11 protein-coding genes and 1 other annotated feature are annotated in these 12,749 nt (G+C 43.2%); of the genes, 1 reads left to right on the top strand and 10 read right to left on the bottom strand.

Going from position 1 to position 12,749, the window contains the following annotated elements:
* Positions 1-12: 12 nt before the first annotated feature.
* Both EKC99_RS02065 and EKC99_RS02060 read right to left on the bottom strand, forming a co-directional pair.
* Positions 13-1,317: a bifunctional folylpolyglutamate synthase/dihydrofolate synthase gene (locus EKC99_RS02065; RefSeq protein WP_163150252.1), complete on the bottom strand. Its 1,305-nt coding sequence runs from the start codon at positions 1,315-1,317 to the stop codon at positions 13-15.
* A gap of 62 nt (positions 1,318-1,379) precedes the next feature.
* Positions 1,380-4,004, bottom strand: coding sequence for a valine--tRNA ligase (locus tag EKC99_RS02060; RefSeq protein ID WP_163150250.1), 2,625 nt, complete (start codon positions 4,002-4,004; stop codon positions 1,380-1,382).
* 41 nt (positions 4,005-4,045) lie between these two features.
* Positions 4,046-4,268, bottom strand: a binding site (T-box leader).
* Positions 4,269-4,401: 133 nt separating this feature from the next.
* Between EKC99_RS02060 and EKC99_RS02055 the strand changes: the two genes are divergently transcribed.
* Complete coding sequence (locus tag EKC99_RS02055; RefSeq protein WP_163150249.1) at positions 4,402-4,593, top strand: hypothetical protein; 192 nt, start codon at positions 4,402-4,404, stop codon at positions 4,591-4,593.
* On the opposite strand, the gene EKC99_RS02050 is transcribed toward EKC99_RS02055, so the two are convergent.
* From EKC99_RS02050 to hemA, 8 genes are all read right to left on the bottom strand, one after another.
* Positions 4,578-5,483 (bottom strand): protein kinase family protein, encoded by a 906-nt coding sequence (locus EKC99_RS02050; protein WP_240468783.1) that lies wholly within the window; start codon positions 5,481-5,483, stop codon positions 4,578-4,580. The two genes, EKC99_RS02055 and EKC99_RS02050, sit on opposite strands and share 16 nt — an antisense overlap.
* Positions 5,484-5,498: 15 nt before the next feature.
* Positions 5,499-6,404 carry a LysM peptidoglycan-binding domain-containing protein gene (locus tag EKC99_RS02045; protein WP_163150247.1) on the bottom strand — a complete coding sequence of 302 codons (906 nt, stop codon included), beginning with the start codon at positions 6,402-6,404 and terminating at the stop codon, positions 5,499-5,501.
* A gap of 87 nt (positions 6,405-6,491) precedes the next feature.
* A complete protein-coding gene (gene hemL / locus EKC99_RS02040) occupies positions 6,492-7,787 on the bottom strand; it encodes a glutamate-1-semialdehyde 2,1-aminomutase (protein WP_163150246.1) in 1,296 nt (431 codons plus the stop codon).
* Positions 7,787-8,761 (bottom strand): porphobilinogen synthase, encoded by a 975-nt coding sequence (hemB, locus tag EKC99_RS02035; protein WP_021093852.1) that lies wholly within the window; start codon positions 8,759-8,761, stop codon positions 7,787-7,789. Before hemB ends, hemL begins: the two co-directional genes overlap by 1 nt.
* Position 8,762: 1 nt before the next feature.
* Positions 8,763-9,512 (bottom strand): uroporphyrinogen-III synthase, encoded by a 750-nt coding sequence (locus EKC99_RS02030; RefSeq protein WP_021093851.1) that lies wholly within the window; start codon positions 9,510-9,512, stop codon positions 8,763-8,765.
* Positions 9,513-10,439 carry a hydroxymethylbilane synthase gene (hemC, locus tag EKC99_RS02025; protein ID WP_035062873.1) on the bottom strand — a complete coding sequence of 309 codons (927 nt, stop codon included), beginning with the start codon at positions 10,437-10,439 and terminating at the stop codon, positions 9,513-9,515.
* Between the two features lie 21 nt (positions 10,440-10,460).
* Entirely contained in the window at positions 10,461-11,276 is an 816-nt protein-coding gene (locus EKC99_RS02020; RefSeq protein WP_009361764.1) for a cytochrome C assembly family protein, read from the bottom strand.
* A gap of 12 nt (positions 11,277-11,288) precedes the next feature.
* On the bottom strand, positions 11,289-12,623 hold the full coding sequence (gene hemA, locus EKC99_RS02015) for a glutamyl-tRNA reductase (protein ID WP_035062871.1): 1,335 nt from the start codon (positions 12,621-12,623) through the stop codon (positions 11,289-11,291).
* Positions 12,624-12,749 lie beyond the last annotated feature (126 nt).

Raw genomic sequence — 12,749 nt, 5'->3', positions numbered from 1 at the left:
GCAATTTTCGTCCTAGTGGTATTTATTTTTTATAAAATTTCGCACGTTTGAGATGAAATAAAGTGAACCTGTAATTAAAATAATATCATATTTGGCGACTTGTTTCCGTTTCTCTTTTAACCATTGTTTCCAATCATTTGTCCATTGCACGTTCGGATGCGTCGCCTGTTCCGCAAGTTGCTTGGCGGAAAGGGCGCGTGGAAAGTCAAACGTTGTAAACGTCATTGTTTCGGCAATCGATTGTAGCTTTCGAATCATCGCTGCAACTGGTTTATCGCCTAACGCTGTAAAAAGGACATGCACACGATGGTTCGGATAATGAGCGTTCATTGTCGCCACCAGGCTATCGATTCCTTCTTCGTTATGCGCCCCATCAATAATAATAAGTGGGCGATCGTTCATCTTTTCAAATCGTCCGAGCCACTCGGCTTTCCGAATGCCGTTATACATATGTTCTCGCTCAATCAAAAACGAATAATACGTGCGTAAATAATCAGCCGCCATTAGCGCAAGTGCTGCGTTTTTCACTTGATGCCCGCCAAACATCTCCGTCGTTACATCATGATATGTCGTAAACGGTGTTTGTAATGAAAACCGTTCCCCATTCGTCGTTGGTTCATGAGCGAAAACGGTAAAATCGCGACCGAGCGCATATACTTTCGAACGTACAGATGCTGCTTTTTCCTCTACAACCCGTACAGCTTCAGGCTGGTCGATGGCGGTGACGACCGGGATCCCCGCTTTTATAATTCCCGCTTTTTCAAACGCAATTTGTTCAAGTGTATTCCCTAATATATGTATATGATCGTAACCGACATTTGTAATCACCGATAAGAGCGGATAAATGACGTTCGTCGAATCTAAACGGCCACCAAGTCCTACTTCAAAAATGACGACGTCTTGTACGTTCATTTTTCCAAAATAATAGAGCGCCATAGCCGTAATGACTTCAAATTCGGTCGGACCACCTAATTCCGTCTGTTCTAGCTCTTCTGCCAAAGGCTGAATGACTTGGACGAGTTTCATTAAATCAACGTCACAAATCGGTTGCCCATTGATGCTAATGCGTTCATTAAATTGTTCAACATAAGGCGATGTAAACGTTCCGACACGATACCCTGCTTCTTGTAATATATGACGTAAAAAACAAACGGTTGAACCTTTTCCATTCGTTCCACCAACATGTATTGCTTTTATGCGGCGTTGTGGATGACCGAGTTTTTCCATCATCCATTCCATTCGTTTCAACCCCGGTTTTACGCCTAATGATAAACGACTATGAATCCAATCAATTGCTTCTTTATATGTGCCAACCATGAAAAATCCCTCCTGTGCAAAATGAAAGACGAACCCAAAGTGGATTCGTCTTCATCATAAAACTATTGCTTTAATTGTGCAAGACGGGCGCGAACAGCTTCACGTTTTTCTATATAGTCGCGCTCTTTTTTCCGCTCCTCTTCGATAACGTGCGCTGGCGCTTTCGCTAAAAAGCCTTCATTGCTTAATTTCTTTTGCACACGCTCGACTTCTTGATCGAGTTTTTGTAACTCTTTTTCGAGGCGTTTCACTTCTTCTTCAATATTAATTAATCCTTCAAGCGGCAAACTGAGTTCCGCGCCTGTCACAACAGCTGTCATCGCTTTTTCAACAGTTGGAATCGCTGTGCCAATCACAAGTTCACTTGGATTGCAGAAACGCTCAATATATGAGCGATTTTTCTCAAGCGTTGCTGCAATTTGCTCATCTTTCGCTTTAATGTGCAACGTAATTGGCTTGCTTAACGGTGTGTTCACTTCAGCGCGAATGTTACGCACCGCGCGAATGATATCAACAAGCAAACGCATTTGTTCAGCTGCTTCATGATTGCTTAGTTCAGGACGAACTTGCGGCCACGGAGCAACTGTAATCGACTCTCCTTCATGCGGAAGCTGTTGCCAAATTTCTTCCGTCACAAACGGCATAAACGGATGAAGGAGGCGCATTGTTTGATCAAGCACATAAGCGAGCACTGAGCGCGTCGTCTTTTTCGCTTGTTCATCTTCACCGTATAACGGTAATTTCGCCATCTCAATATACCAATCGCATAAATCATCCCAAATAAAGTTATATAACACGCGGCCGACTTCGCCAAACTCGTATTTATCTGCAAGTTTTGTCACCGTCTCGATCGTTTCGTTTAAGCGCGTTAAAATCCAATGATCGGCAACCGTTTTTTCACCGTTTAAATCGATGTCATCATACGTGAATCCTTCCATGTTCATAAGCGCAAAACGAGACGCATTCCAAATTTTATTGACGAAGTTCCATGTCGCTTCGACCTTTTCTGTGCTAAAGCGCAAGTCTTGCCCCGGCGCGCTTCCTGTCGCTAAGAAATAGCGAAGCGAATCCGCACCGTACTGATCGATCACATCCATCGGATCGACGCCATTGCCAAGCGATTTACTCATTTTTCGTCCTTGCGCATCACGCACTAATCCGTGAATAAGTACATCTTTAAATGGACGTTTTCCAGTAAACTCTAACGCTTGGAAAATCATGCGCGATACCCAGAAGAAAATAATGTCATAGCCTGTCACGAGCACATCTGTTGGGTAATAGCGATGATAATCTGCCGATGTTTCATCTGGCCAACCCATCGTCGAAAACGGCCAAAGCGCAGAGCTGAACCACGTATCTAATACATCTGGATCTTGCTCCCAATTTTCGATATCTGCTGGTGGCTCGTGGTCTACATACACTTCGCCCGTTTCTTTATGGTACCATGCTGGAATGCGATGTCCCCACCAAAGCTGACGGGAAATGCACCAGTCACGAATATTTTCCATCCAATGTAAGTATGTTTTTTCGAATCGTTCCGGAACGAAATTTACTTTTCCTTCGGTTTTTTGTAGTTCGATGGCAGCTTCAGCAAGCGGCTTCATTTTCACAAACCATTGCGTCGATAAATACGGTTCAACGACTGCACCGCTACGCTCACTATGACCGACTGCATGCATATGTTCTTCAATTTTAAATAGCACGCCTTGTTCTTGTAAATCTTTCACAATTTGTTTACGGCATTCGAAACGATCAAGTCCCTTATATTGAAGGGCGTTGTCGTTCATTGTACCGTCTTCGTTCATCACAAGAATGCGCGGCAAGTTGTGACGGTTGCCGATTTCAAAGTCGTTTGGATCGTGTGCTGGTGTAATTTTGACCGCCCCTGAACCGAACGACATATCGACGTATTCATCACCAACAATCGGAATTTCGCGACCAACGATCGGTAAAATGACTGTTTTTCCGATAAGGTGTTTGTAACGCTCATCTTCCGGATGAACTGCAACTGCTGTATCGCCAAGCATCGTTTCCGGACGCGTCGTTGCCACTTCAATATAGCCAGAACCGTCCGCAAGCGGATAACGCATATGGTATAGCGCACCTTGCACATCTTTGTATACTACTTCAATGTCCGATAGCGCTGTTTTCGTCACCGGATCCCAGTTAATAATATATTCGCCGCGGTAAATGAGCCCTTTTTTATATAACGAAACGAATACTTCCCGCACTGCTTTTGATAGCCCTTCATCAAGCGTGAAGCGCTCGCGCGTATAATCGAGCCCAAGACCGAGCTTCGCCCATTGCGAACGAATATGTCCCGCATATTCTTCTTTCCACTTCCATGTTTCTTCTACAAATCGTTCACGCCCTAAATCGTAGCGTGTTTTTCCTTCATGACGAAGCTTTTCTTCTACTTTCGCTTGCGTCGCAATTCCCGCATGGTCCATGCCCGGAAGCCATAACACGTCGTACCCTTGCATGCGCTTCATGCGTGTAATAATGTCTTGCAACGTCGTATCCCATGCATGTCCTAAATGAAGTTTTCCTGTCACATTTGGCGGTGGAATGACGATCGTAAATGGCTTTTTCGTTTCATCGCTTGTTGCTTCAAAAAACTTCCCTTTTAACCACCATTCATAACGGTTTGCCTCGACAGCACGGTGGTCATATTTTGGCGGTAACATAAAAATCCCTCCTTCACTAAAATAAAAAACTCCCTTCATCCGAAAAGGACGAAAGGAGACTCTTTCGCGGTACCACCTTTTTTCTTAAGCAATGCTTAAGCTCTCAAATCGATAACGGCGATGCACCGGCTTCTTCTACTGTCATTCAAAGAAGCAGCTCTAGGGCGACCTTCCGACGACCACAAACCTAGGAAATCTCGCAGCTATTGATTCCCCTCTCTGCAAGGCGGGTTACGCCGTACTCTTCCCTATCTTCGCTTTTTTCTATTCATACATAATACTATATAAAAATCATACGAATCGTCAATAAGGTTTGCCACATTTTCACTCCTTTATACATATGATAAAAAAGAAAAGCTCCTCGAAGGAGCGAAACATGTAAAAAGGATGTGAGCATATGCGTAAACGTTACAATCCGTACGCTTGGCCACCGTGGCTTAGAAAACTTCGCTTAATTGCTGAACAATGCATCATTCCGATTACTGTTGTTCAAGCGATCCGTACCGTTTTATTTCCAACAACAATCGATGTCATTTTACTCGCTATTTTTATCTTTCTTTCATTCGCTTTACATTACGATTGGATTTGATTTGTTTCCTTTTCTTCCCACTTTCCGATGACATATTCAATGTTTTTCATTTGCCAATACGCTCGTTGCCAAGCAGTTGTCATTTGTAGATGATGTCGCTGTTGTTCGTACTGATGAATGAGATGAACAAACCGATGTGGATCCACAAGTAAATGAAAAAATAAAAGTCGTTCATCTTCTTCAAGCGCTAATGTTTGTTCATATTGTGAAAGCCAATGTACAGCGTCATCACATATCATCGGATACGTATGCAAATATTGTCGGAAAAATAAAAGTAAATCATGAAATGGAGGCGCCCAGCGCGCTTGTTCAAAGCTAATAAAATACGATGTTCCGTCGTCTCGTTCGACATAATGTTGAAACGACGGGCGACCGTGAATATAACAAATGCGAACCGTCTTTTTCTCCCGCATTCGCTCGCGCCACTCATTTAACGTATGTTCAGAAAATGCAATGGCGCGCATGACGTCAAGAAAATGGGTGCAGCATTGTAATTGAAACGGAGACATATACCATTGTTTTTCACATGTTTCTATATAATGAGTCAATGTTTTTTTAGCGTTCTCAAGGGAAAGTTTGCGTTCTTCGTAATACCGCTCGATTTCTGTTTCTGTCGTTTGCATTTCTTTTAACGAATGTTTATGCCATCGCGCCAAATCGTGAAAAAATGACGATGTTGGATCCGTTTTTTCTTTTAACCAAGGCATCATATAATACCATTGCCCATCTCGCTTTTTCGTTTCGTAAATCGGAATGGCAAGCGGGATGCGTAAGCGATGAGCTTGATCGATCGCCTGCCAATGTGCTAAAGATTTCATTCGTTTAAGCGCATATGTTCCTTTTATTGTTTTCCATTTTTCCACATTCTTCTGTTTTTGCACCGTTTTCATCGCCATGCAACCCTTTTACACTTTGCTTGGCGTTGGAATGTATAACAACTGGCCTTCGTGTATATCCGCACCGCTCTCTAAATGGTTTGTACGCAACAACTGTTGGACAGAGACATCGTATCGCTCGGCAATCTTGTCCAACGAATCACCTTGTTGGACAATACAAATTTTCAAACGTGCAAACGCCTGTTCTTCATTTTTGCCGAATAGCTTTGTTAAGTACAAGGCGTTTTCATTTCGTTTTTCGTTCGTATCTCTCCCTTTCATTTCAAGTTGGAACGATTGTTTTTCCTCTTTTTGTTCTTCAGCTCGTTTATCTTCATGTTGCTCATCATCTAATAGCTGTTGTTCAACATGATTACTTTCTTCATGAAACATATAAAACGGTGGAACGTTGACGATACTTCCTTGATCCTCTTCCGTTTCTTCCTGTTGATATACTTCTTCTCTTGCGACCACTTCAAACGGTTCGAAATCGTCTACATTGTATGGCTCCCATTCATCATCTTGGCGATCATCGTCCATTTGAATACCATGAATGGCCACTTCCGCAATAAGACGTAATTCATGTTGCCTTAAATCATAATCAAATGATTCAATCAATACATATACTTGTTCGAGGTCGTCAATTCGCTCTTTCGGTACGGTGACGTCAATCGGAAATTGATGCAAAAATTCACCAACTTGTTCATCGTTTATACGGACATGCTCAACGTAGCGAACGGCTTCAACCGATAGATCGTCCTCTCCATCTTCTTCCCGTTTCGCATACTCCCCTGACAGTTCCAACACCCCGCGAATATACACATAATCTTCTTGTTCCTCAATCGTAATGGTTGGTTGTAGCGAAATCGATAATAACTGATCAACGTGATGTTCACGCCGAAAGGCAATCGCTTCTTCAATTGAAAAACGCAACATGCTCATCTCTCCTTCAACGTCCAAGTCATTTCACATTACTATGATTATGAAGTGGAAAAAAGAAGTATGCATAAAAAAAGCGATGCCTTATAGGCAATCGCTAATTTTCGCAAACGCACGGCGCGCCGCTTCAATTGTCTTTTCGATATCTTCATCGGTATGTGCAGTCGATAAAAACATGCCTTCAAACTGCGACGGTGGCAAGAAAATGCCTTCGTTCGCCATTTCTTGATAATAACGAGCAAATAAGTCTAAATCGGATGTTTTCGCTGTTTCGTAATTGATGACACGCTCATTTGTAAAGAACATGCCGATCATCGAACCAGCTTGGTTAATCGTATGTGGAATGTTATATGCTTTTGCCGCTTCGCTTAATCCTTCCGCTAAGCGATTCGCTTTTTTCTTAAACTGCTCATACGTTTCTGGCGTCAACTGACGCAACGTTTCATACCCTGCTGTCATCGCCATCGGATTTCCTGATAACGTACCCGCTTGATAAATCGGACCGCTCGGCGCAATTTTCTCCATAATATCAGCCCGACCACCATACGCACCGACTGGTAGCCCACCACCGATGACTTTTCCAAGACATGTTAAATCAGGGGTGACACCGTAATATCCTTGGCCGCTATAATAGTCAACACGGAAACATGTCATCACTTCATCAAAAATAAGAAGCGCACCGTATTCGTTCGTCACATCCCGTAAACCTTGTAAGAAGCCTGGCTCTGGCGGAACGACTCCCATGTTTCCTGCAACAGGTTCGACAATAACTGCCGCAATATCTTTACCGAACTTTTCAAACGCATATCGCACACTTTGTAAGTCGTTGTACGGTACAGTAATCGTATGTTGGGCAACTGTTTCCGGCACCCCTGGGCTATCCGGCAAACCGAGCGTCGCAACACCTGACCCTGCTTTAATTAAAAGTGAATCTCCATGACCATGATAACAGCCTTCAAACTTTACAATTTTATTTCGTCCTGTATAACCGCGCGCTAGGCGAAGAGCGCTCATCGTCGCTTCCGTTCCTGAGCTAACCATGCGAATGATTTCAATGGACGGCATGCGCTCCATCACAAGTTTAGCGAGTTCATTTTCGATTAACGTTGGGGCCCCGAAACTTGTTCCCGTTTCTGCTACTCGTTTTAACGCCTCGACAACTTGATCGTTTGCATGACCTAAAATAAGCGGTCCCCACGATAAAACGTAATCAATATATTCGTTTCCATCAATGTCGTAAATTTTTGATCCTTTTCCTCGCGCCATAAAAATCGGATCCATTTTCACCGATTTAAATGCGCGCACCGGGCTATTTACCCCACCAGGCATCAGTTTCACTGCTTCAGCATATGCCGCTTTGGAACGTTCATAGCTACGCATCACTTTTCCCCCTTTAACCAACGAGCAACATCTTTCGCAAAATACGTTAAAATTAAGTCCGCTCCGGCTCGCTTCATGCTCGTTAACATTTCAAGTACAACTGCTTTTTCATCGATCCAACCGTTTTGTTCCGCTGCTTTCACCATCGCATATTCCCCGCTCACGTTGTAAGCAACGATCGGCAAATGGAAATGGTTTTTCAAGTCGCGAATAATGTCTAAATAAGACAGTGCCGGTTTCACCATTAAAAAGTCGGCTCCTTGGTCCACATCTGCTTGCGCTTCACGAAACGCTTCTAGACGATTAGCAGCATCCATTTGGTACGTTTTACGATCCCCGAATTGTGGTGCGCTATGCGCGGCATCACGAAACGGTCCGTAAAATGCAGAAGCATATTTGACCGCATAAGACATGATCGGGACATATGTAAATCCTTCTTCATCTAACGCTTGCCGAATCGCTGTGACAAACCCATCCATCATATTGGACGGTGCGATGATGTCCGCTCCGGCTTTCGCTTGACTTACTGCTGTTTTCGCTAACAATTCGAGCGTATCGTCATTAATAATCGTCCCGTTTTCTACGATACCACAATGGCCATGGCTCGTATAATGGCATAAGCACGTATCAGCAATAACAACAAGTTCAGGAAACGCATCCTTTATCGCACGAATAGCACGTTGAACGATGCCGTGCTCACAATATGCTTGCGAAGCGATGTCATTTTTTTCATTTGGTACACCAAACACGATAATGGAACGAATGCCTAAGTCAACAGCTTCGCTCACATCTTCAAGCGCATAATCGAGCGACTGCTGATACACACCAGGCATGGATGGCACTTCATTTTTTATTTTTTCTCCTTCGATGACAAAAATCGGATAAATGAAATCTTCCGTATGGAGATGTGTTTCACGTACCATAGCTCGCAAATTGGCCGTTTGGCGCAAACGTCGATGACGTGCAAATTGCATATTATTCACTCCTTGTAAAATATTGATGAAGTTGTTCAACCATCTCGTCGATTGTATATGTATGTGGACAAACGTGAACAGGAAGTCCAAGCTGAAGTGCAGTTTGTTTCGTAATCGGACCGATACATGCGATTGTGACGAAAGACAAGTCAACGTTTTCCCCTGCGATCGCTTGTGCAAAACTATGTACCGTCGATGAGCTTGTAAACGTGATCGCATCAATCATTCGTTGCTGAAGAAAATGAATGAGTTGTGGTTTTGCTTCTTCGTTGTATGTCGTTTCGTATACAATCCAATCGGTCACGTTCGCTATGTTGCTTAATTGCTCGCGCAACGTATCGCGCGCTAAGTTTCCTTTCACAAGCAAAACGCGCGCATGCGCTGAAAGCAACGGCTTTAACGCTTCGGCCAAACTTTCAGCCACAAACTCATTTGGAATCAAATCAACAACGACGTTTCGTTTTTGCAATGCTTTTGCTGTTTTTTCTCCTACCACTGCCACTTTTGGCCACGTTGACGGCTTCATTTCGCCAATGTGCTCGAAAAAGTATTTGACGCCGTTTTGACTCGTAAATACGATCCAATCAAACGTATGCCACTTATGCAACAATTCCTGATTCGTCTGTTCCGCTCGTACGATGCGAATTAACGGCAGTTCCACAGGAATCGCACCGTATCGTTCTAACGTTTGCGATAACGCTTTTGCTTGCGCTTTCTCGCGCGTCACAAGCACCCGTTTCCCCCGAAGCATTTACCCCAGCTCCTTTAACACACGTTCAATGAGCTGTTTCGCTCCTCGTTCGATTAATCGCTGTGCCGCCTCCATGCCTACTTCTTCTGGTTCTGTTCCTCGCACAACTTCTTTTAACACTTCTGTTCCGTTCGGCGTCGCAACAAGCGCTGTAAGCACGACGATCTCCCCATCCACGTACGCATACCCAGCCACAGGAACTTGGCAACCGCCTTCAATGCGCTGTAAAAATGCGCGCTCTGCACGAACAGCGCGTTCTGTCTGCTCGTCAGTCAACTTGTTTAACCAGTGCAATAACTCTGCATCATCTTCTCGACATTCAATAGCCAACGCCCCTTGTCCAACAGCTGGAACACATATGTCAGTCGGCAAATATTGTGTCACTACTTCTTTCGCCCAGCCCATGCGATGCAAACCAGCAGCTGCTAATATAATCGCATCGTACTCATCTGTTTGTAGCTTTGCTAAACGAGTATCGATGTTGCCGCGAATCCATTGAATCTTCAAGTCTGGGCGGACAGATAACAGTTGTGCCGAGCGGCGTAAACTGCTCGTTCCAACAATCGCTCCACTTGGCAATTGTTCAAACGGAATATGCCCTTTCGAAATAAGCACATCGCGATGATCTTCACGCTTCGGCACACATCCGATCATTAATCCGTCAGGTAGAACGGCCGGCATATCTTTCATACTGTGAACCGCAAAATCAATTTCGCCATCTAGCATCGCCTGTTCAATTTCTTTTACAAACAGCCCTTTGCCTCCGACTTTCGATAACGTCACATGTAAAATTTGATCGCCTTTTGTGACAATTTCTTTTACTTCAAATTCAAATGGCGCACCGAGCTGTTTCAGTTGCTCGATGACCCAATTCGTCTGGGTTAACGCTAACTTGCTTCGGCGCGAACCAACAATGATTTTTCTCATCATGCTTTCCTCCAACAGTCGTTAAAAGTGAAATTGCGATAACGTGCCAAACAAAAAGAAATTAATAAGCAAAATAAGAAACGATCCGATATTCCAAAGCGCCATTTCTTTTCCTTGTATCCCTTTGACAGCTCGCTTATATAAATAAAAACTGTATGTTGCAAATACAGTAAACGAACCGAGCACTTTTGCGTCATATAAAACGAAATGATCTACTTTCATGTATGCCCAAACAATACCTAAAATTAAACTTAATAATAAAACTGGCACACCGACGCCGTTTAACACATAAGAAAGATCGTCAAGCTTCGCTAAGTCGCCGAGTCGCCATAACCGTTTTCCCCATTTTTTTTTCTTTAATAGCTCATATTGAAGCAAATATAAAAGCGAAAACATAAATGAAATCGAAAATGCTCCGTACGATAAAATGGCCATCGTAATATGGATAAACAATAGCTCTGACATGAGTTGTTCAGCAATGCCAACGGTGTACGGCGTCGGTGCGAACGTATGCAATGAAAGAATAAAAAACGCTAATACGTTTGTAAAAAAGACGAGGAAATCAACGCGTAGCCATCCGTTAATCGCAAGCGATAACGTAATTAGTAGCCACGCATAAAACGACAGCCCCTCCGCAAGCGTTAAAACAGGAAATCTTCCTGTTTCGACCATTCTCGCAAAAAAGAAAAATGTTTGCATCCCCCAAACAATAGAAAGCAACCCGAAAGCAATACGGTTTGCCTTCCGGTTGTGGTGAAGAAAATCAATAAAATAAAACAAAACGGACGATGCATGTAAAAGAAGCGAGAGTTCGTACCATCTCGTCATGTCAAACATATATGATCTTCCTTACGATTGAAAAGATGGTTCTGTTGCTCGCTCGTGAACACAGCTCATCTCTTTTTGTTGCTGCTTCACTTGTTGTTCAATATTGAAAATTTTCATAAACAACTGAAGCGCTTCTTCTGCATTGTCCTCTGCAGCCAATTCTTTTGCGCGCAAAATCGGATCGCGCAACAATTGATTGACGATGCTTTTTGTATGTTTGTTTAATACTTTTTTATCTCGTTCTGATAAATGTGGCAATTTTCGTTCTAAACTTTTCATCGTTTCTTCTTGAATGAGCATCGCCTTCTCGCGCAAAGCTGCAATAATAGGAACGACACCAAGCATATGCAGCCATTGTTGAAACTCGTCCATTTCCTCAGCAATCATGCGCTCAATTTGCTCCGCTGCCTTTTTTCGCTCCGCCAAGTTCGCTTCAACAATATCTTGCAAGTCGTCAATGTCGTATAAAAAGACGCTATCTAATTCAGCAAGCGCCGGGTCTAAATCGCGTGGTACAGCAATATCAATCATAAAAAATGGACGACCTTTGCGCATTTTTTCAATCACTGCCATCGTTTCTTTTGTGATGACGTATTGCTTTGCGCCCGTCGAACTAATTAAAATATCCGCTTCTAACAGCGCACATTGCAATTGGGATAACGGCTTAGCATCCCCATTAAATCGTTCTGCAAGTTGTTGCGCCTTTTCAAACGTGCGATTCACAACTGTCACACGTTTGACGCCGCTTCCGTACAAGTTTTGCAACGCCAATTCTCCCATTTTCCCAGCACCTAAAACGAGCACATGTTTATTTTTCAAATCGCCAAAAATTTTTTTCGCAAGCTCGACAGCTGCATAGCTAACAGAAACCGCATTTGCACCAATTTCTGTTTCTGCATGTGCGCGCTTCGCTAACGTAATCGCTTGTTTAAATAGCTGTTTAAACACCGTGCCTATTGTGTTTTCTTGCTGTGCTAAAAGAAAACTTGTGCGCACTTGCCCAAGAATTTGCGTTTCTCCTAAGATCATGGAATCAAGACCGCAAGCGACGCGGAACAAATGCTCAATCGCTTCACGCTCTTCATAAATGTGCAAATACGGAACGATTTGTTCTTTATCGAGCCCAAACCAATCCGCTAAAAATGTTTTTATATAATAACGCCCTGTGTTCAGCTGATCGACAACCGCGTAAATTTCCGTGCGGTTACATGTCGAAACGATGACGTTTTCTAACATACTTTTTTGCTTTTGTAGCGCTTTCATCGCTTCAGCAAGTTCCGTTTGATTAAACGTCAACTTCTCACGAATTTCGACAGGGGCTGTACGATAGTTTACGCTGACAACGACGACATACATTCCCATCACCCCGAATTTTAAAGTCATCTCATTTCATTATAGCACGTCTATTTTGTTTTTTCCTTATAAAGTGTGAATACAATTTGACAACTTTCGATCTTTCTTAAATGCTGTTCATTTAGTAAA

It is taken from the genome of Anoxybacillus sp. MB8 (assembly GCF_011006755.1).
GTDB classification, from domain to species: domain Bacteria; phylum Bacillota; class Bacilli; order Bacillales; family Anoxybacillaceae; genus Anoxybacillus; species Anoxybacillus gonensis.
Note: the sequence above shows the minus strand (reverse complement) of the source record. Positions and strands in the feature narration are given on the sequence as shown.